Source organism: Streptomyces sp. UG1 (assembly GCF_049974585.1).
Lineage (GTDB): Bacteria > Actinomycetota > Actinomycetes > Streptomycetales > Streptomycetaceae > Streptomyces.
Window position 1 is genome coordinate 41,191 of record NZ_JBNGGG010000028.1, and the last position, 19,992, is coordinate 61,182.

The window sequence follows — 19,992 nt, forward strand, 5'->3', positions numbered from 1 at the left end:
GGGAGGGCGGTGGCTCAGTGGTGCTCGGCGAGCGCGCCCTGGATGTAGGTGCACGTCAGCAGGACGAAGACGTACGCCTGCAGGGCCTGGATGAACAGCTCGAAGGCGGTCATCACGATGACCATCACGAACGAGACGCCCGCGTAGGCGATACCGATGCCGTTCAGCATGTACCAGCTGGCGATCGTGAAAAGCACCAGCAGGGTGTGGCCGGCGAACATGTTCGCGAAGAGTCGCACGGCGTGGGTGAACGGCCGGATCAGCAGGTTCGAGAAGAGCTCGATCAGCATGGCCAGCGGGAGCACGGCGCCGAGCGACTTGTCGTAGCCGGTGACGTTCTTCCAGAAGCCGACGAAGCCCTGCCGCTTGAAGGTCAGCGACACCCACGTGATGTAGACGATCAGCGCCAGGACCAGCGGGTACGAGATGATCGAGGTAACCGGGAACTGGGCGACCGGGATGATCGACCAGAGGTTCATCATCCAGACGAAGAAGAACAGCGAGACGACGAGCGGGACGTACTTCTCGCCTTCCTTCTTGCCGATGGTCTCGTAGACGACACCGCGGCGGATGAAGTCGTAGCCGGCTTCGGCGACCATCTGGAGCTTGCCGGGCACGACCTGCGGCCGGCGGAAGGCGGCCCAGAAGAAGCCGACGATGATGATCGAGCCGAGCAGCGCCAGCAGCATCGTCTTGTTGAAGTACAGGTTGCTGTCACCGTCACCCCACAGGGGCTGGAACAGGAACGAGTGCAGGCCCGGAGAAACCTCGGCGAAGCCACACCCGTCGAAAAGGTGGCAGTCGGTCTCGAAGGCGAGCACCTGCGTCGGGTCAGCACTCACCGCGGGCTCCTTCAGCGTGGCGCATGGATACGGCAACCTCGTTGTGTCGGCGCGGCGAGCAGCCGCGGTTCGGCACGGGACTGGTGTTACGGATATGGGGGCGGCTGTGGGGCATCTCGCCTCGCGATTGAGCAGGCGTCAGCTCGGATGCCCGCGCCCGCGATGCCGCAGTTGGCACCGGACGATAGCAGGATCTCTCGAGCGCCTTTATCCCGCCCCTACCTCTCACGACGAGTGCCCCGTCTTTTCGGACCTGCCGCCCTTCGAGGAGGCGTCCGAATCGGGTTCCACGTAGAGGATCTTGGCCTTCATGTGGGCGCGCGTCTGCATGGCGATCCACACAAGCGTGGCCGCGAGCAGCGTGAATGCGAAGGCCCGCGGGTGGAACAGCGTCGTGTTCTTGAACGCGGCCATGAAGATGAACAGCAGCAGGATCTGCGCCGCGTACAGCATCAGGCCCATGGCCTGGAACAGATGCGGAAGCGATTTGGCAGTGCGCTGAAGGATATAGAGACCGAGTCCCATGAACAGGATCACGACCGCCGTCGCGACGACCGCCCCGACCGCCCCCTTGCCGCCGGCGACCACACCACTGACGACGGCGGCAACAGCGCCGGCGGCGGCTGTGGGCACAGCGGCCTGGAGCAGGGTGCGGGCGTCATTGGACGGCATGGCGGCAACTCCGCTTTCACGGTGGGGGCAGGGTGTCGTCATGGACGAGCGTAGTCCCGGGCTGAGAGAGAACCTCACGCCGGTGGACCGTCGCACTTCGGTCCTTCGGCTCCGTCCCGGGTTCTCGTGAACCGTATCACAAACTATTTGATGAGGTCTTTACCTGGGACGTGTGCTCACTGTCACACATGAGAGTGATGATGCGCGTCTGTGCGGAATCACGGTCGCCTTGTCTGGTATTGGGACGCTTCGTTCCCCCATGACTTGGCAATGCTCTAGTCAGATTCTTACCTTGGGCGTGCTCTTACCTTGACGGGCACCGATCGCGGTCGCTCCGTTGACGCGCGAGGCGCCGGCGCCGACCGGGGTGCGCGGCTCGTCCTCCGCCTCGGCGGATTCCTCGGCGCACCCGGTCTGCGGGGTGGCGGCCGCCGGCTCGGCGACGGCCCCGGGCCGCCGGTAGCGCGGCGGCACGAAGTGCTCGGCCCAGCGCGGGGCGCGCGGGGTGAAGCGGGGCAGGAGCAGCAGGACCAGGCCGATGGCGCTGAGGAACACCACGCCGAGCACGATCCACATGGACGCCGAGTTCACCGAGTAGGCGAGGGCGCCGAAGGCGATCAGCGCCGACCAGAAGTACATGATGAGCACCGCGCGGCTGTGCGAGTGGCCGATCTCCAGAAGGCGGTGGTGCAGGTGACCGCGGTCGGCGGCGAACGGTGACTGGCCGCGCCAGGTGCGGCGGACGATCGCCAGAATCAGGTCGGCGGCCGGGATCGCGATGATCGTCAGCGGCAGCAGCAGCGGGATGTAGACGGGCACCGTCTGGTGCACGGCCGCCTGCTCGGAGCCGGTCCACAGCTTCAGCGCGTCCGGGTCGACCTGTCCGGTGATGGAGATCGCGCCCGCGGCGAGGACCAGGCCGATCAGCATCGAGCCGGAGTCGCCCATGAAGATCCGCGCCGGGTGCATGTTGTGCGGCAGGAAACCCAGGCACATGCCCATCAGGATCGCCGCGAACAGGGTGGCCGGGGCGGCGGCCTCGATGCCGTACGAGACCCAGACGCGGTAGGCGTAGAGGAAGAACGCCGCCGAGGCGATGCACACCATGCCGGCCGCGAGGCCGTCCAGGCCGTCGACGAAGTTCACCGCGTTGATGGTGATGACGACCAGCGCGACCGTCAGCAGGGTGCCCTGCCACTGGGTCAGCGCGACGTTGCCGACACCGGGGATGGGCAGCCACAGGATCGTCAGGCCCTGCATGACCATGACGCCGGCGGCGATCATCTGGCCGCCCAGCTTGATCAGGGCGTCGATCTCGAACTTGTCGTCCAGGACGCCGATGAGCCAGATCAGCGCCGCTCCGGAGAGCAGCGCCCGCGGTTCGTTGGACTTCTCGAAGACGGCACTGAGGATGGTGAGGTGGTCGGCGACCAGCAGGCCCGCGCACAGGCCGAAGAACATCGCGATCCCGCCGAGCCGCGGAGTGGGTTCCCGGTGCACGTCACGTGCCCGGATCTCCGGCATCGCTCCGGCCACGATCGCGAACTTGCGCACCGGCCCTGTCAGCAGATACGTCACCGCGGCCGTGATGCAGAGCGTCAGCAGGTATTCACGCACAGGCTTCCCCACAAGTCTCGCCGGCCATCTCAGCCCCACACCCTAGCGATGGACGCATACGCGACGCATATGTGTGGGGACTTCCGGGTAGCGACGATGGTTGCATGCGTGGCTGTGTGTTCCGGGGCGTGTACCCCGCCTCAGCCGGGATACGGCGGAAATCTACCGGTGAGCTCCCGCACTTCTTCACGGACCTTCTGGCTTTCGGTCTCACCTCTGAGCACCCGCGCCAGCGTCGCGGCGAGCCACGCCATCTCCTCCTCCCCCATGCCCTGGGTGGTCACGGCCGCCGTACCGAGGCGCAGGCCGCGGGCGTCGCCGTGCGGCAGCGCGCAGCAGTCCAGCACGATCCCGGCCGCCGCGAGCCGCCCGCGCGCCTCGCGGCCGTCGACGCCGAGGGGCGCCGGGTCGGCGGTGATCAGGTGGGTGTCGGTGCCGCCGGTGGTGACGACGAGGCCCGCCGCGGCCAGGTGGGCCGCGAGCGTCCTGGCGTTGGCGACCACCTGGTGGGCGTACACGGCGAACGCCGGAGTCGACGCCTCGCCGAAGGCGACGGCCTTGGCGGCGATGGTGTGCATCTGGGCGCCGCCCTGGGTGAAGGGGAAGACGGCGCGGTCGACGCGCTCGGCGAGATCGGAACCGCACAGCAGCATCCCGCCGCGCGGGCCGCGCAGCACCTTGTGAGTGGTGGCGCACACGACATCGGCGTACGGCACCGGACTGGGCGCCGCTCCCCCGGCGACGAGCCCCATGGGGTGGGCGGCGTCGGCGATGAGATAGGCGCCCACCTCGTCGGCGATCTCGCGGAAGAGGGCGTAGTCGATGTGCCGCGGATAGGCGATGGACCCGCACACGAGGGCCTTGGGCCGGTGGTTGCGGGCGAGCGTGCGCACCTGGTCGTAGTCGATGAGCCCGGTCTCCGCGTCCACGCCGTAGCCGACGAAGTCGAACCAGCGGCCCGAGAAGTTGGCGGGCGAGCCGTGCGTGAGGTGTCCGCCGTACGGCAGTCCGAGGGCGAGGACGGTGTCGCCGGGGCGCAGCAGGGCGGCGTAGGCGGCGAGGACGGCCGAAGACCCCGAGTGCGACTGGACGTTGGCGTGCTCGGCGCCGAACAGCGCCTTGGCCCGCTCCACGGCGAGCCGTTCGGCGACGTCGACCATCTCGCAGCCGCCGTGGTACCGGGCGCCCGGATACCCTTCCGCGTACTTGTTGGCCAGCGACGACCCGAGCGCCGCCAGCACCGCCGGCGAGGTGAAGTTCTCCGCGGCGACGAGCTGAAGCGTCGTCGACTGCCGGTCGAGCTCCCCGAGCAGGATGTCGGCGAGCTGGGGGTCCTGCCGCCGCAGGACATCGGCCTCGAGGGTATGGGTGACCGACATGGTGCGCTCCGGGCGTGCGTCGACGGTGACGTACGTCCAATGTAGGCCCGGGACGTCAGGGACGCCCGGCGTTGTCACGTCCTCGCGGGAACGCCCGTGAGCGCCGTGACGACCGGATCGAGCGCCTCGTGTATCTCGTCCCCCACCGACCGGAAGAACGTCAGCGGCGCCCCGTACGGGTCGTACACCTCGTCCGCCTCCGCCGTGGGCGCCAGGAGCCACCCGCGTAGAGCCGCCGCCGCGCGGACCAGGGCGCGTGCGCGGTGGACCACGCCGTCCTCCAGGGGAGGGAGGGTCGTGGGGTCTATGGCGCGGACCAGGCGGGTGAACTCCTTCAGGGTGAAGGTGCGCAGGCCCGCCGAATGGCCCATCGAGATGACCTGGGCGCGATGGTCGCGGGTGGCCGTGAGGACCAGGTCCGCCATGATGACGTGCTCGTCGAGGAGCTCGCGCCCGACGAAGTCGGAGGCGTCCGCGCCGAAGTCGGCGAGGACCGTCTCCGCGTTGGATTCCATGGGCGCGCCCTCGTGGCCCCAGGTGCCCGCGCTCTCCACGATCAGCGAGCCGCCGAGCACCCCGAGCCGCTGCGTCACGAAATGACGGGTCAGCCGCTCGGTGATCGGCGAGCGGCACACATTGCCGGTGCTGACGTGGAGGATGCGGAAGCTGTCGCGCGGGAGTCCCACGAAGGTCGTCGTGATCTCTGCCGCGCTTTCCCCGTTGCCTATGCCACGCCCCGCGTCAGGGGCTGTCAATTGGCCACCTCGAGGTCGGGTACGACCTTGCGCAGCTCGTCCGCCGAGATGGCACCGGCGCGCAGCAGCACCGGCACCTCGCGGGTGACGTCGACGATCGAGGACGGGACGTTGCCGGGGGTGGGGCCGCCGTCCAGGTAGACCGAGACCGAGTCGCCGAGCATCTCCTGCGCGGCGTCGCAGTCCTCCGGCGCCGGGTGTCCGGTGAGGTTGGCCGAGGACACGCCCATCGGGCCGACCTCCGTCAGCAGCTCGATCGCCACCGGGTGCAGTGGCATGCGCACGGCAACCGTGCCCCGGGTGTCGCCCAGGTCCCACTGCAGCGACGGCTGGTGCTTGGCGACCAGCGTCAGCGCGCCCGGCCAGAAGGCGTCCACCAGTTCCCAGGCCAGCTCGGAGAAGTCGGTGACGAGACCGTGGAGCGTGTTCGGGGAGCCGATCAGGACGGGGGTGGGCATGTTGCGGCCGCGTCCCTTGGCCTCCAGCAGGTCGCCGATGGCCTCCTTGGAGAACGCGTCGGCGCCGACGCCGTACACCGTGTCGGTCGGAAGGACCACGAGCTCGCCACGGCGGACGGCGGACGCGGCCTCACGCAGACCGGTCGTGCGGTCGGTCGCGTCGTTGGTGTCGTATCGCCGTGCCATATCTAGCGGGCCTCCTCGTACACGTACATCTGAAAGGGCTTGGGGGTGCTCACGGCAGTGCCTTGCGGGCCGTGGCGAACCTCGGGCGGTTGTTGAGGTCGGGGTGGTCGGCCGCGTCGGCCCAGCCCCGCTCCTCGGTGAAGATCCACGGCACCTGGCCGCCCTGGGTGTCGGCGTGCTCGATGACGACGACACCGCCCGGGCGCAGCAGCCGGTGTGCGGTCCGTTCCAGACCGCGGATGAGGTCGAGGCCGTCCTCGCCGGAGAACAGGGCGAGTTCGGGATCGTAGTCCCGCGCCTCGGGAGCGACGTACTCCCATTCGGTGAGCGGGATGTAGGGCGGGTTGGAGATGACCAGGTCGACCTGGCCGTCGAGGTCGCGGAAGGCGTCCAGCGCGTTGCCCTGCCGCAGGTCGACACGGGAGCCCGCCACGTTCTTGCGGGTCCAGTGCAGCGCGTCCTCGGACAGCTCGACGGCGTGCACGCGCGAGCGCGGGACCTCCTGGGCGAGGGCGAGCGCGATGGCGCCGGAGCCGGTGCACAGGTCGACGATGCAGGGCTCGACGACATCCATCGCGCGCACCGCGTCTATGGCCCAGCCGACCACCGACTCGGTCTCGGGGCGGGGCACGAACACCCCCGGCCCGACTTGGAGTTCGAGATAGCGGAAGTACGCCCGCCCGGTGATGTGCTGCAGCGGCTCGCGCTGCTCACGCCGGGCGATGACCTCCCAGTACCGGGCGTCGAAGTCCGCGTCCTTCACGGAGTGCAGCTCGCCCCGCTTCACACCGTGCACGAACGCGGCGAGTTCCTCCGCGTCGTTGCGCGGCGAGGGCACGCCGGCGTCGGCCAGCCGCTGGGTGGCCTGTGCCACCTCCGCGAGCAGCACGCTGCGAGGGCTCGGGGTTCGCCCCCCAATGTATTGCTGCACGCAAGTCCTCCGTGTCGTACTCGTACGTGCGTACGTCCCTTACCGCTGCGCCCTTACGCGGCCGCCAGCTTCGCCGCCGAGTCCGCGTCCACGCAGGCCTGGATCACCGCGTCGAGGTCGCCGTCCAGGACCTGGTCCAGGTTGTAGGCCTTGAAGCCGACGCGGTGGTCCGAGATGCGATTCTCCGGGAAGTTGTAGGTGCGGATCTTCTCGGAGCGGTCGACGGTGCGGACCTGGCTGCGGCGGGCGTCGGCGGCCTCCCGCTCGGCCTCCTCCTGCGCCGCGGCGAGCAGCCTGGAGCGCAGGATACGCAAGGCCTGCTCCTTGTTCTGCAACTGGCTCTTCTCGTTCTGGCAGGAGGCGACGACTCCGGTCGGGATGTGCGTGATGCGCACGGCGGAGTCGGTGGTGTTCACGGACTGGCCGCCCGGTCCGGACGACCGGTACACGTCGATCCGCAGGTCGTTCGGGTTGATCTCGACGTCGACCTCCTCGGCCTCCGGCGTGACCAGCACACCGGCCGCGGAGGTGTGGATACGGCCCTGGGACTCGGTCGCGGGCACCCGCTGCACACGGTGCACACCGCCCTCGTACTTCAGCCGCGCCCAGACACCCTGCCCGGGTTCCGGCGTCCGCCCGCCCTTGGTCTTCACCGCGACCTGGACGTCCTTGTAGCCGCCCAGCTCGGACTCGGTGGAGTCGATGATCTCGGTCTTCCAGCCGACGCGCTCGGCGTAGCGCAGATACATCCGCAGCAGGTCACCGGCGAAGAGCGCGGACTCGTCGCCGCCGGCGCCCGCCTTGATCTCCAGAATGACGTCCTTGTCGTCACTCGGGTCGCGCGGGACGAGCAGCAGGCGCAGCTTCTCCGTCAGCTCCTCGCGCGTCTTCTCCAGCTCCTTGACCTCGGCCGCGAACTCGGGGTCGTCGGCGGCCAGTTCACGGGCCGTCTCGATGTCGTCGCCGCCCTGCCTCCAGGAGCGGTACGTGGCGACGATCGGGGTGAGCTCGGCGTAGCGCTTGTTGAGCTTGCGCGCGTTGGCCTGGTCGGCGAAGACCGACGGGTCGGCGAGCTTCTTCTCCAGGTCGGTGTGCTCAGCGACCAGTTCCTCGACGGCCTCGAACATCTTGGGCTCCTGAACTGCGTTTGTAAGGGGGGAAGGCGGGCGACCAAAAACGCCGGTCCCGGCGCGCCTGAGTCGGGCGCGGCCGTGGACCGGCGGATTGGAGCTCGCTACTTCTTGGAGCCAGCGGCAGCAGCCTTGCCGAAGCGGGCCTCGAAGCGGGCCACACGGCCACCGGTGTCGAGGATCTTCTGCTTGCCCGTGTAGAACGGGTGGCACTCGGAGCAGACCTCGGCACGGATGGTGCCGCCGGTGATCGTGCTACGGGTGGTGAACGAGGCGCCACAGGTGCAGCTGACCTGCGTCTCGACGTACTCGGGGTGGATGTCGCGCTTCAAGGTGTCTCCTAGTTTCGGGAGGGCGCCGGGTCGCCGCCGCGGGATGCGGGGGCGTGAACCGGGGCCGACGTACCAGTCTGCCAGGACTGGGGCCATCCCCCAAAACCGGGGGCTCGCCTTGTGTATTCCCTGCGGGCCGGTGGGGGTTGATCGCGCCCACGCGGCGGAGCCGCACATCGATACAGCCCCGCGCCCCTTACGGGGCGCTCACCACGCCCTTGGCATCGCCGGTTGCCGTTCCCTTCGTGGCCGACTTCGGGATCGGCTTGTCGTTCTTCAGGGCCGTCCACACCTGCTGGGCCTTCTTCTCGGCCACGATCACCCGGTTCGGGTCCGCCGGGTCGTACTGGACCGGCATGGTGACCATGGACATGTTCTTGGAGCTGATGCCCTTGAGGCCGTCGGCGAAGGACATGAGCCGGTTGACCGAGCCCAGGTCGGAGTCCGTGGTCACCGTCTTGGTGGCGGTGTTGGCGAGGTCGTAGAGCCGCTTGGGGTTGCCGAACAGGTCGATGGTCTTGACCTGCTCGATCAGCGCCTTGACGAAGGCCTGCTGGAGCTGGATGCGGCCGAGGTCGGAGCCGTCGCCGACGCCGTGGCGGGTGCGGACCAGGCCGAGGGCCTGCTTGCCGGTGAGCTGGTGGGTGCCGGCCTTCAGCTCGAGGTGGCTCTCGCGGTCGTCGATGTCCTTGGTGGTGGTGACCTCGACGCCGCCGAGCTCGTCGATGAGCTTCCGGAAGCCGGAGAAGTCGACCTCCAGGTAGTGGTCCATGCGGATGCCGGTGAGGGACTCGACCGTCTTCACGGTGCAGGCGGCGCCGCCCGTGGAGTACGCCTCGTTGAACATCACGCCGGACGCGGCCTCATGGGTGTCGCCCTTGGTGTCGGTGCACTCGGGGCGGTCGATGAGGGTGTCGCGCGGGATGGAGACCACGCTGGCCTTCTGGTGGCCCTCGTAGATGTGCAGGATCATCGCCGTGTCCGAGCGGGCGCTGCCGTCGTCGGTGCCGCCGCCGAGGTCCTTGTTGCTGCCGGAGCGGGTGTCCGAGCCGAGGACGAGGATGTTCTCCGAGCCGTTGTCGACCTTCTTCGGCCGGTCGGTGCCAAGGGCCTGGTCGATGTCGACGCTCTTGAGGTTGCCGTTGAGCTTGAAGTACAGATACCCGGCGCCGGTGCCGCCCAGGACCACGATCCCGGCGGCCGTCCAGGCCATGATCTGCAGCCCCTTGCGCTTCTCGCGGGGCTTGCGGCGGCGGCCCTTGGCGCGGTGACGCGGGCCGTTGGTGCCGGACCCACCCGGTATGCCGGGCTCCGGCGTGCTCTCGGCGGACACTGTGCTCCTCGGTTCTCGTCCGGTCGGTTACCCCCTGCTGTCACGGTCAGGCCTGGTCGATTTCGACCCGTACCGCACCATGGTCACCCCGTCCGGTCAGACGGGGAAACTCGGGAAAAGGTTGCACAACGGACTGTGCCCACCGCCTTGGGGGCGGTGGGCACAGTCCGTATTCGGGTGCGATCGGCCTAGTCGCCGTTGGGCATCGGCGTCGTCTTCTGGATCTGAAGCAGGAACTCGGCGTTCGACTTGGTCTGCTTCATCTTGTCGAGCAGCAGCTCGATCGCCTGCTGCTGGTCGAGCGCGTGCAGCACCCGGCGCAGCTTCCAGACGATCGCCAGCTCCTCGTTGCCCAGCAGGATCTCTTCCTTGCGGGTACCGGACGCGTCGACGTCCACCGCGGGGAAGATCCGCTTGTCCGCGAGCTTCCGGTCGAGCTTGAGCTCGGCGTTACCCGTGCCCTTGAACTCCTCGAAGATCACCTCGTCCATGCGGGACCCGGTGTCGACGAGAGCCGTCGCCAGGATGGTGAGCGAGCCGCCGTCCTCGATGTTGCGCGCGGCACCGAAGAAGCGCTTCGGCGGGTACAGCGCGGTCGAGTCGACACCACCGGACAGGATGCGGCCGGAGGCGGGCGCGGCCAGGTTGTAGGCGCGGCCCAGACGCGTGATGGAGTCAAGAAGCACCACCACGTCATGCCCGAGCTCCACCAGCCGCTTGGCCCGCTCGATGGCCAGCTCGGCGACCGTGGTGTGGTCCTCGGCCGGGCGGTCGAAGGTCGAGGAGATGACCTCGCCCTTGACCGACCGCTGCATGTCGGTGACCTCTTCCGGACGCTCGTCGACCAGGACGACCATCAGGTGGCACTCGGGGTTGTTGTGCGTGATCGCGTTGGCGATCGCCTGCATGATCATGGTCTTGCCGGTCTTCGGCGGGGCCACGATCAGACCGCGCTGGCCCTTACCGATCGGCGACACGAGGTCGATGATGCGGGTGGTCAGCACGCCCGGGTCGGTCTCCAGGCGCAGCCGGTCCTGCGGGTACAGCGGGGTCAGCTTGTTGAACTCCGGGCGGCCACGGCCGTGTTCGGGCGCCATGCCGTTGACGGAGTCCAGCCGCACCAGCGCGTTGAACTTCTCGCGCCGCTCGCCTTCCTTGGGCTGACGGACCGCGCCGGTGATGTGGTCGCCCTTGCGCAGGCCGTTCTTGCGGACCTGGGCGAGGGAGACGTACACGTCGTTCGGACCGGGCAGGTAGCCCGACGTACGGATGAAGGCGTAGTTGTCGAGGATGTCCAGGATGCCCGCGACGGGGATCAGGACGTCGTCCTCGGCGATCTGCGGCTCGGACACGTCGTCGCGGCCACGACGGCCCCGGCGGTCGCGGTAGCGCCCGCGACGGCCACGGCGGCCGCCCTCGAAGTCGTCCTCGTCCTGCTGGCCGCGGTCCTGACGGCCGCCGCCCTGCTGGCCCTGCTGCTGACCGCGCTGGCCGCCCTGCTGGTCGTCGCCCTTGCGGCGGTCGCGGTCCCGGCCGCGCTCACGGCGGTCGCGACGGCGGCCCTCGCCGCCGTCACCGGCGTCGCCCTTGCCCTCGCTCCTGCCTTCGCCCTTGGCCTCGCCCTGCTGGGCCTGCGGCTGGGCGGGCGTCTCCGCCTTCGGCTCGCTCTTGGCCTCGGCGGCGACCGTCTCGGGCGCGGCCGCAGGGGCGCCCGCGTCGGCGGTGGCGCGGCGACGGCGGCGCTCGGCCGGCGCGTCGTCGCTCGCCGGCTGCTGGCCGGGGATCTCGATCTGCTGCTGGGCCACGGCCTTCTCGGCGGGAGCCTCAGCGGCCTTCGCCGCCTTCTTCTCGGCGGCGGCCTCGTCGCCCGTACGGGCGCGGGAGGTGGTACGGCGCTTCGGCTTGGTCTCGGTGGGGGTCTCGGCCTTCGCCGGGGCCGTGCCACCGCCCGCCTGCGCCTCCTTGATGACCTCGATCAGTTGGCTCTTGCGCATGCGCGCGGTGCCCCTGATGCCGAGGCCGGATGCGACCTGCTGCAGCTCGGCCAGCACCATGCCCTCGAGGCCGGTACCGCGGCGCCGCCGGGAGCCGGCACCGCTGGCAGGCGCGGAGGCGTCCGTGGCGGGCGCGGCAGCGGTCTCCTCGACACGTGCGCCCATCAGATCGGTGGTGTCGCTCACGAAGGGTCCTTCCCTGGAGCGGACGTCGGCCTGTCTGGCTCGGCGACCGGTTGTGCTTCTCCGGCTTCGGTCCCTGGTGTGTGGACCGCGCCGGGGCGGTGGTCCGCCAAAGCGGCGGAGGAAATATCTGGTGATGACGCTTCCCAGAACCGTGGCACTGAGTGTCTGTGTCACTCGGCTCGGTCGCGCCGGTTCCGGAGCGTGTCCGGCAAGTCGCTCAGTGCTCGTGTACGAGGTACTGCCCGCGTACGTCGTACGGAACACAGTGCGGCTTGGGAGGCTCCCGGAAGGATGTCTGTCCCGGACGGGGACACGAAGCACCTCGCCATGGTGGGGTCGGGTGCAGACTTGAGGTTAACACTACCGGATCCAACAAACATTCCCCCTCTCGAAATCCGGCAACCGTGTGTCAGGTCGCAAGCGGCAGCACGCTCGCTCCCTGGGCGTCGAGGTCGAGCCGGTTGGCGGCCCACCCTTCGCCTGCCAGATGGGCGACCTTGTCGGCGCTGTCCTCGTCGGCCAGCGCCAGCACAGTGGGTCCCGCGCCCGAGATGACCGCCGGGACCGAGTCGGCCCGCAGCCGCTCCACCAGCGCCGCGCTCTCGGGCATGGCGGGCGCGCGGTACTCCTGGTGGAGACGGTCCTCGGTGGCGGGCAGCAGCAGCTCGGGGCGCCTGGTCAGGGCCTCGACGAGCAGCGCGGCACGGCCCGCGTTGGCGGCGGCGTCGACATGCGGGACGGTGCGCGGGAGCAGACCGCGCGCGGTCTGCGTCAGAACCGGCTTACCGGGCACGAAAACCACCGGAACGATGGAATCGGCGGGCTCCATCCTGATGGCCCGCGCTGCGCCGGCCTCCATCCAGGACAGGGTGAAACCGCCCAGCAGACAGGCCGCGACATTGTCGGGGTGGCCCTCGATCTCGGTGGCCAGCTCCAGCAGGGCGGTGTCGTCGAGCCGGGCCTCGCCGCCTATGGTCACGGCGCGCGCGGCGACGATGCCGGCGCAGATGGCGGCCGAGGAGGAGCCGAGGCCCCGGCCGTGCGGGATGCGGTTGGCGCAGACGATCTCCAGGCCGCGCGGCTGGCCGCCCAGCAGATCGAAGGCGGTGCGCAGGGAGCGTACGAGAAGGTGGTTTTCGTCACGTGGGAGCGTCTCGCTCCCCTCCCCGGCGATGTCGATGTGCAGCCCGGAGTCGGCCACCCGGACGACGACGTCGTCGTAGAGCCCCAGCGACAGGCCGAGGGCGTCGAAGCCCGGGCCGAGGTTGGCGCTGGTGGCGGGGACGCGCACCCTCACGGCGGCGGCGCGGAACGCTGGACCGGCCATCGCTCGATGACTCTCCTTGAGCTGCGTGATTGTCGAAGACATTCGATGACGTACGAGAACCCCTGGGGTCGCAACCCCTGGGACCGCTTCCGGGCCGCGGAGACGGCGCGGCACCGCACCCCATGCGGAGGCATATGCGGCGGGCGGGTTCAGTACAGCCTATCGAAGGTAGGTTCTGTGGCGACATAGGGCGCACAGGAGGCGCACGATGCGTGTCGTATGCCCCCTGTGCACCCCCTGTGGAGAACTTTCCCAGGTGAGCGCCCTCTTAGTCGTGAGCGCGAGCCCCGTACGACGGGGCGTGGCGCCCGGGCGCCAGGGGTGCGCGCCTACGCCAGTCCGAGCCGCTCGGCCGCCGTCGCCGCGTCGACCGGGACGGTGACCGGCTGCGGGGCACCGGCGACGGCCCAGTCGGGGTCCTTGAGGCCGTTGCCGGTGACGGTGCACACGATGCGCCGGCCCGGGTCGACCTTGCCCTGCTCGGCGGCCTTCAGCAGACCGGCGACGGACGCGGCGGAGGCGGGCTCCACGAAGACGCCCTCCTGCGCGGCCAACAGCCGGTAGGCGCGCAGGATCTCACGGTCCGTCACCTCGTCGATGAACCCGCCGGACTCGTCGCGCGCGGCGAGCGCGTACTGCCAGGAGGCCGGGTTGCCGATGCGGATGGCGGTGGCGATGGTCGACGGGTCCTTGACGACCTCGCCGCGCACGATGGGCGCGGAACCGGAGGCCTGGAAGCCCCACATGCGGGGGGTCCTGGTGGCGACCCCGTCGGCGGCGTACTCCTTGTACCCCTTCCAGTACGCGGTGATGTTGCCCGCGTTGCCCACCGGCAGGACGTGGATGTCGGGGGCGTCGCCCAGCATGTCCACGATCTCGAAGGCGGCCGTCTTCTGCCCCTCGATTCGCACCGGATTGACCGAATTGACCAGAGCCACGGGGTAGTTGTCGCTCAGATCGCGGGCGAGCGTGAGGCAGTCGTCGAAGTTGCCGTCGACCTGGAGGATCTTCGCGCCGTGCACGAGCGCCTGGCCCATCTTGCCGAGCGCGATCTTGCCCTGCGGCACGAGAACGGCCGAAACCATACCCGCGCGCACGGCGTAAGCGGCGGCCGAGGCGGAGGTGTTGCCGGTGGAGGCGCAGATGACAGCCTTCGCGCCCTCCTCCTTGGCCTTGCTGATGGCCATGGTCATACCGCGGTCCTTGAAGGACCCGGTCGGGTTCGCACCCTCCACCTTCAGGTGGACCTCGCAGCCCGTGCGCTCGGAGAGCACCTGCGCGGGCACGAGGGGCGTGCCGCCCTCGCGGAGCGTCACGACCGGCGTGGTGTCGGAGACGGGCAGCCGGTCCCGGTACTCCTCGATGATTCCGCGCCACTGGTGGGTCATTGCTGGTTACTCTCCTTCAACCCGCATGATGCTGGCGACACCCCGCACGGTGTCGAGCTTGCGCAACGCCTCGACGGTCCCGCCGAGGGCCGCGTCGGACGCACGGTGGGTGACGACGACGAGGGAGGCCTCGCCGTCCTTGCCCTGCTGGCGAACCGTATCGATCGAGACACCGTGCTCCGCGAACACGGTCGCCACCTGGGCGAGAACACCCGGTTTGTCCGCCACGTCGAGGCTGATGTGATAGCGCGTGACGACGTCACCCATCGGTGAGACGGGCAGGGCGGCATACGCCGACTCGCCGGGCCCCGTCGCCCCGCTGAGCCGGTTGCGGCAGACGGCGACGAGGTCGCCGAGCACGGCGGAGGCGGTCGGCGAACCGCCCGCGCCGGGGCCGTAGAACATGAGCTGCCCGGAGGCGTCCGACTCCACGAAGACGGCGTTGTAGGCGCCGCGCACGGAGGCGAGCGGATGGGTCAGCGGAATCATGGCGGGATGCACGCGCGCGGTCACCGACGCCCCGTCCTCCGCCCGCTCACAGATGGCGAGCAGCTTGATGGTGCAGCCCATCTCCTTGGCGGAGGCGAAGTCGGCCGCGGTCACCTCGGTCATGCCCTCGCGGTAGACGTCGTCGAGACGCACGCGCGTGTGGAAGGCGATACCGGCGAGGATGGCGGCCTTGGCGGCGGCGTCGAACCCTTCGACATCGGCGGTCGGATCGGCCTCGGCGTACCCCAGGGCGGTGGCCTCGTCGAGGGCCTCCTGATACCCGGCGCCGGTCGAGTCCATCTTGTCGAGGATGAAGTTGGTCGTCCCGTTGACGATGCCGAGGACGCGGTTGACCTTGTCGCCGGCGAGGGACTCGCGAAGCGGCCGGATCAGCGGGATGGCACCGGCGACGGCGGCCTCGTAGTAGAGGTCCTTGTCGTTCGATTCCGCCGCCGCGTGGAGGGCGGCGCCGTCCTGGGCGAGGAGCGCCTTGTTGGCGGAGACGACGGAGGCGCCGTGCTCGAAGGCGGTGGTGATGAGGGTACGGGCGGGCTCGATCCCCCCGATGACCTCCACCACGACATCAATGTCGCCGCGTTTGACGAGGGCGGTGGCGTCGGTGGTGACGAGGGCCGGGTCGATGCCCTCACGCACCTTGGAGGGCCGCCGTACGGCCACCCCCGCGAGCTCCACGGGGGCCCCGATCCTGGCGGCGAGGTCGTCGGCGTGCGTCGTCATGATGCGCGCCACCTCTGAGCCGACAACCCCACAGCCCAGCAGCGCCACCTTCAGCGGACGCGTACGCATCATCCGACCTCGTTTCCTCATACCGTCTACGGTTGCACCAGTCTCACTCACCGGACGGAAGTTTCTGCCCTTCGTCCGGATCGTGAGACATCGATTTCATTTGTACGGGGGCGACAGACAGGAGATCTTCCGCCCCCGGGTCTTCTCCGGTATCCGGACCTTTTCCGGTCTCTGGGTCTCCGGGGTCACCCGACGTCGAGCCGCAGCAGATCCTCCTCGGTCTCACGGCGGACGATCACCCGGGACTCACCCTCGTGCACGGCGACGACGGGCGGCCGGAGCACGTGGTTGTAGTTGCTGGCCATGGACCGGCAGTAAGCACCCGTGGCCGGTACGGCGATGAGGTCACCCGGTGCCAGGTCGGCGGGCAGGAACGCGTCCTTGACCACGATGTCCCCACTCTCGCAGTGCTTGCCGACGACGCGCGCGAGCATGGGCTCGGCCTCGGATGTCCGGGACACGAGGGCGACGCTGTACTCGGCGTCGTACAGCGCCGTACGGATGTTGTCCGACATGCCGCCGTCGACGGAGACGTACGTCCGCAGCCCGTCGAGCGGCTTGATGGTGCCGACCTCGTAGAGCGTGAAGGCGGTGGGCCCGACGATGGCGCGCCCCGGCTCGACGGAGATACGCGGAGTCCGCAGCTTGGCGGCCTCGCACTCACGGGTGACGATCTCGGTGAGCGCCTTGGCGATCTCGTGCGGTTCGCGGGGGTCGTCGTCGCTGGTGTAGGCGATGCCGAGGCCACCGCCGAGGTCGATCTCGGGAAGCTCGACCCCGTGCTCGTCGCGAATGTCCTTGAGCAGCCCGACGACCCGATGGGCGGCGACCTCGAATCCGGACATGTCGAAGATCTGCGACCCGATGTGGGAGTGGATGCCGATCAGCTCGAGCCCGTCGAGCCGCAAGGCCCGCCGCACGGCCTCGGCGGCCTGCCCCCCGGCCAGCGGAATCCCGAACTTCTGATCCTCGTGGGCAGTGGCGATGAACTCGTGAGTGTGCGCCTCCACACCCACGGTGACCCGAATCTGGACCCGCTGCCGCTTACCGAGTTCCTGGGCGATGTGCGCGACCCGCACGATCTCCTGGAAGGAGTCGAGAACGATCCGCCCGACACCGGCGTCGATGGCACGGCTGATCTCGTCCACGGACTTGTTGTTGCCGTGGAAGGCGATGCGGTCGGCGGGCATACCGGCGGAGAGGGCGGTGGCGAGCTCACCCCCGGAGCAGACGTCGAGGTTGAGCCCCTCCTCGTGCAGCCACCGCACGACGGCACGGGAGAGGAAGGCCTTGCCGGCGTAGAAGACGTCGGCGTCGGACCCGAAGGCGCTGCGCCAGGCACGGGCACGCGAGCGGAAGTCCGCCTCGTCGAGGACGTAGGCGGGAGTGCCGTGCTCCTCGGCCAGCGCCTTGACATCGACCCCGCCGACGGTGACGACGCCGTCGGAGTTACGGCCGACGGTCTCGGCCCACACCTTCGCGTGGAGGCTGTTGAGGTCGGCGGGCGGGGCGGAGTAGTGCCCCTCGGGGAGGACATCGGCGTGGCGGGGCCCGGCGGGGTGTGCGGAACGGCTCATCGTGCGTGCTCTTTCAGATGTGTTCGGGTGCGTCGATGCCGAGCAGGGACAGGCCACCGGCCAGCACCGTCCCGGCGGCTTCGGCAAGGGCGAGCCGGGCACGGTGGGCGGCCGAGGGTTTCTCCGCACCACGCGGGAGAACGACGGGCAGGAGAGGGAGCACGGCATCGGCGACGGTGACGAGGTGCCGGGCGAGACGGTCGGGGGCTCGGTGCGCTGCGGCTTGGGCGAGGGTGCGGGGGTGGTCGGCGAGGAGAGTGGTGATGGCGTGCGACGCGTGCGACACGTGAGATGCGTCCGATGGGCCTGATGAGCCTGATGGGCTTGATGGGCCTGATGCGTCGTGGCCTACGTCCCCGGGCACGGCGTCGAATCCCAGGTCGGCGGCGTTACGGCTGAGGGCCCGGGTGCGGGCGCGGGCGTAACGGACGCGGAAGAGAGGGTTGCTCTCCCGCTGGACGAGGTGCTCGTCGGTGATACGGGGCCGGTCGTGTCCGGCGGGGTGCAGCAGGGCCCAGCGGGCGGCGTCGCGGCCGAGGGCGAGGGGGTCGGCAGGGGCGGGGACGGGGCGCACCGGGATGTGCGGCGCGGCGGGTCGCGTCTGCCGCATGGGCCGTGAGGGCCGGTGGTCGACGCCTACGCCCAAGATGTCGACCCACTCTGGCGCGAGCTCGCCCTCGCAGCGGGTGTGAACGGCGGCCCCCTGGGATCGCAGGATCCGGGCGAGGGCGTCCATCACGATGACGGCCCGTACCTCCCGGGGGCACACCAGCATCAGGTGGTCCGTGGAGGGGCCTTGGGCGTGCCCGTACCGGATGCCGCGCCGCAGGATCTCCTCGACGAGGGCGGTGGAGGCGGTGTCGCCGAGGCTGATGTTGAGGAAGCCGGGCCCTGTGATGACGACGTCGGTGACGCCGTCGGTACCGAGGAGGCGGGCCTGGAGGATCTCGGCGACATCGCGCGGCGACTGCCCGGCCGGCCGGGCGAGCTGGAGGGCGATGTTGGTGGCATAGTCCCCACACCCACCACGCCCGGGCACGGTCACCAGAGCCCGCTCCGGCACGACGACACGCAGCTCCCCCTCGTCGACAGCACGACGCACCGCGCGCAGCACGGTACGGGAGAGCTCGACGGGGGTCACGGGACAAGCGTATGGGAGGAGGGGGGTGGGTATGCGAGTGGGTTTGGGGCGGGGTCCGGCATGTGGACGGGGGTGGGGGTTGGCGCGGTGGGCCGGGATGTGGGCGGGTCGACGGCCGGCCCGGGGGTGGCTGATGCCCCGAGGAAGACTCAGTCTCGGAAGACTGATGCTCGGAGGACTGATGGCTCGGAGGACTGATGTACTGATGACGTACTGGCCGGGGGGATCATCAGCCCCCGGCCCTCCCGGCGGCCTCTCCCGCCCCGAGGACACCTCCGACGACGGCCTCGTCCGCGCCCCGGCCCTCGCCGGCTCCGCCCTCACGCTCCCCGCCCCGCTTCCCCTCGATCAACCGCCGTACGAGGCTGACGAGTTCGGCGGGCTCGAAGGGCTTGGCGAGGAAGGCGTCGACACCGACGTCGAGACCGCTGTCGACCTCGTACTGGGTGCAGGCGCTGATGATGGCGAGGGGAAGATCACGCGTGCGCGGGTCCGCACGCAGCAGCGCGGCGGTCCGGAGCCCGTCAAGCCGTGGCATGACGACATCGAGGGTGACGACATCGGGCCGCACCTGATGAATGACATCCAGACACTCGGCACCATCGGCCGCGGTCACCACCTCGAGCCCCTCCAGCTCGAGATTGACCCTGATCAGTTGCCGGATGACCTTGTTGTCGTCCACAACAAGAACCCGGCCGGACGCCCCTGGCACGAGTCGAGCGTAGGTCGAGACCGGCCATCGCGTCCGGGTTTTCCCGACTTCCACCCCCCTGCGGATGAGCCGCCCCAGGTCGCACCCGGTGCCACCACCCCGGAAACCCGTTCATGAACACCCCACCAGAGCTGGTAGGGTTCTACCCGTCGCCGCCAAGCAAGGCGCCCGACACGCCCCCGTAGCTCAGGGGATAGAGCAACGGCCTCCGGAGCCGTGTGCGCAGGTTCGAATCCTGCCGGGGGCACCCATACGATTTGCTTTGCCGCAGGTCAGGGTGCCCAGGCCCGTTTCCTTCAGCAGGAGACGGGCCTTTGCGATATATGTCGCGATGCTTCCTTCTCGGACACTGGCCGACAGCTGTCCGCGCGAACTTGCAGGTCGGCCGCCCGATAGGGCGCTCGCCGCATTGGACGCGAGGTTTGCGCAGGTGTGGGCCCTCTCCGACACCCAGAACATGGGAACGGAACGTGCTACGACGTGCCTGTGCGGCTCGGTTCTTCCTCGACTCCCTGATGGAGCCCTTGCTGTTCAGCGAGGCACTGAAGGACGTCCAGGATCGCTGCTGCCTGACGCCGTCCCAGCTCCTCCCCTTCGGGCCCATCCACAACGACGTACTCGATGACGACCTTGGGCGGTTCTCTCCGACTCACTCTTCGTACTCTGCATTGTGCGATGCCCGCTCGCGTGAGTTGGAAGAGTCGCGGCGCTTCGGGAATGTGTTTGACGCCGACAG

17 protein-coding genes and 1 tRNA gene are annotated in these 19,992 nt (G+C 69.5%); 1 reads left to right on the plus strand and 17 read right to left on the minus strand.

Annotated features, from left to right (window positions below):
* Nucleotides 1–14: 14 nt before the first annotated feature.
* The 17 genes from atpB to ACP4J3_RS29095 form a co-directional block, all read right to left on the minus strand.
* On the minus strand, nucleotides 15–842 hold the full coding sequence (gene atpB, locus ACP4J3_RS29015; RefSeq protein WP_426539010.1) for a F0F1 ATP synthase subunit A: 828 nt from the start codon (nucleotides 840–842) through the stop codon (nucleotides 15–17).
* Nucleotides 843–1,067: 225 nt separating this feature from the next.
* Nucleotides 1,068–1,514: a hypothetical protein gene (locus tag ACP4J3_RS29020; RefSeq protein ID WP_426539011.1), complete on the minus strand. Its 447-nt coding sequence runs from the start codon at nucleotides 1,512–1,514 to the stop codon at nucleotides 1,068–1,070.
* Nucleotides 1,515–1,793: 279 nt separating this feature from the next.
* Nucleotides 1,794–3,131, minus strand: coding sequence for an MraY family glycosyltransferase (locus tag ACP4J3_RS29025; RefSeq protein ID WP_426539012.1), 1,338 nt, complete (start codon nucleotides 3,129–3,131; stop codon nucleotides 1,794–1,796).
* Between the two features lie 140 nt (nucleotides 3,132–3,271).
* Nucleotides 3,272–4,510, minus strand: a complete 1,239-nt coding sequence (gene glyA, locus ACP4J3_RS29030; RefSeq protein ID WP_426539013.1) for a serine hydroxymethyltransferase — start codon at nucleotides 4,508–4,510, stop codon at nucleotides 3,272–3,274.
* A 74-nt stretch (nucleotides 4,511–4,584) separates the two neighbouring features.
* Nucleotides 4,585–5,265, minus strand: a complete 681-nt coding sequence (locus ACP4J3_RS29035; protein WP_426539014.1) for a protein-tyrosine-phosphatase — start codon at nucleotides 5,263–5,265, stop codon at nucleotides 4,585–4,587.
* Nucleotides 5,262–5,909, minus strand: a complete 648-nt coding sequence (locus ACP4J3_RS29040) for an L-threonylcarbamoyladenylate synthase (RefSeq protein ID WP_426539015.1) — start codon at nucleotides 5,907–5,909, stop codon at nucleotides 5,262–5,264. The genes ACP4J3_RS29035 and ACP4J3_RS29040 overlap by 4 nt, the downstream gene beginning before the upstream one ends.
* 49 nt (nucleotides 5,910–5,958) lie before the next feature.
* Entirely contained in the window at nucleotides 5,959–6,798 is an 840-nt protein-coding gene (prmC, locus tag ACP4J3_RS29045; RefSeq protein ID WP_194040578.1) for a peptide chain release factor N(5)-glutamine methyltransferase, read from the minus strand.
* 95 nt (nucleotides 6,799–6,893) lie between these two features.
* The gene (gene prfA, locus ACP4J3_RS29050) at nucleotides 6,894–7,967 is read right to left on the minus strand and encodes a peptide chain release factor 1 (protein WP_426539016.1); all 1,074 of its coding nucleotides are present in this window, start codon (nucleotides 7,965–7,967) and stop codon (nucleotides 6,894–6,896) included.
* A 107-nt stretch (nucleotides 7,968–8,074) separates the two neighbouring features.
* Nucleotides 8,075–8,302, minus strand: coding sequence for a 50S ribosomal protein L31 (gene rpmE, locus ACP4J3_RS29055; protein WP_426539017.1), 228 nt, complete (start codon nucleotides 8,300–8,302; stop codon nucleotides 8,075–8,077).
* A 196-nt stretch (nucleotides 8,303–8,498) separates the two neighbouring features.
* Nucleotides 8,499–9,635: an LCP family protein gene (locus tag ACP4J3_RS29060; RefSeq protein WP_426539018.1), complete on the minus strand. Its 1,137-nt coding sequence runs from the start codon at nucleotides 9,633–9,635 to the stop codon at nucleotides 8,499–8,501.
* 188 nt (nucleotides 9,636–9,823) lie between these two features.
* A complete protein-coding gene (gene rho / locus ACP4J3_RS29065) occupies nucleotides 9,824–11,815 on the minus strand; it encodes a transcription termination factor Rho (protein ID WP_426539019.1) in 1,992 nt (663 codons plus the stop codon).
* Nucleotides 11,816–12,224: 409 nt separating this feature from the next.
* Entirely contained in the window at nucleotides 12,225–13,142 is a 918-nt protein-coding gene (gene thrB / locus ACP4J3_RS29070) for a homoserine kinase (protein ID WP_426539020.1), read from the minus strand.
* Between the two features lie 329 nt (nucleotides 13,143–13,471).
* Nucleotides 13,472–14,530, minus strand: a complete 1,059-nt coding sequence (gene thrC / locus ACP4J3_RS29075; protein ID WP_426539021.1) for a threonine synthase — start codon at nucleotides 14,528–14,530, stop codon at nucleotides 13,472–13,474.
* 6 nt (nucleotides 14,531–14,536) lie between these two features.
* Nucleotides 14,537–15,829, minus strand: coding sequence for a homoserine dehydrogenase (locus ACP4J3_RS29080; protein WP_426539022.1), 1,293 nt, complete (start codon nucleotides 15,827–15,829; stop codon nucleotides 14,537–14,539).
* Between the two features lie 182 nt (nucleotides 15,830–16,011).
* Entirely contained in the window at nucleotides 16,012–17,403 is a 1,392-nt protein-coding gene (gene lysA, locus ACP4J3_RS29085; protein ID WP_426539023.1) for a diaminopimelate decarboxylase, read from the minus strand.
* Between the two features lie 13 nt (nucleotides 17,404–17,416).
* Complete coding sequence (gene nrtL, locus ACP4J3_RS29090; protein ID WP_426539024.1) at nucleotides 17,417–18,544, minus strand: ArgS-related anticodon-binding protein NrtL; 1,128 nt, start codon at nucleotides 18,542–18,544, stop codon at nucleotides 17,417–17,419.
* 229 nt (nucleotides 18,545–18,773) lie between these two features.
* Entirely contained in the window at nucleotides 18,774–19,256 is a 483-nt protein-coding gene (locus tag ACP4J3_RS29095; RefSeq protein WP_426539025.1) for a response regulator, read from the minus strand.
* 175 nt (nucleotides 19,257–19,431) lie between these two features.
* On the opposite strand from ACP4J3_RS29095, the gene ACP4J3_RS29100 reads away from it, so the two are divergent.
* Nucleotides 19,432–19,503 (plus strand) — tRNA-Arg (locus tag ACP4J3_RS29100).
* Nucleotides 19,504–19,992: the final 489 nt, after the last annotated feature.

Bases quoted from the DNA above. Each gene is read 5' to 3' on its own strand.
- thrB (WP_426539020.1), bottom strand. From the start codon at position 13,142: ATGGCCGGTCCAGCGTTCCGCGCCGCCGCCGTGAGGGTGCGCGTCCCC.
- thrC (WP_426539021.1), bottom strand. From the start codon at position 14,530: ATGACCCACCAGTGGCGCGGAATCATCGAGGAGTACCGGGACCGGCTG.
- prfA (WP_426539016.1), bottom strand. From the start codon at position 7,967: ATGTTCGAGGCCGTCGAGGAACTGGTCGCTGAGCACACCGACCTGGAG.
- ACP4J3_RS29080 (WP_426539022.1), bottom strand. From the start codon at position 15,829: ATGATGCGTACGCGTCCGCTGAAGGTGGCGCTGCTGGGCTGTGGGGTT.
- ACP4J3_RS29040 (WP_426539015.1), bottom strand. From the start codon at position 5,909: ATGGCACGGCGATACGACACCAACGACGCGACCGACCGCACGACCGGT.
- ACP4J3_RS29020 (WP_426539011.1), bottom strand. From the start codon at position 1,514: ATGCCGTCCAATGACGCCCGCACCCTGCTCCAGGCCGCTGTGCCCACA.
- lysA (WP_426539023.1), bottom strand. From the start codon at position 17,403: ATGAGCCGTTCCGCACACCCCGCCGGGCCCCGCCACGCCGATGTCCTC.
- glyA (WP_426539013.1), bottom strand. From the start codon at position 4,510: ATGTCGGTCACCCATACCCTCGAGGCCGATGTCCTGCGGCGGCAGGAC.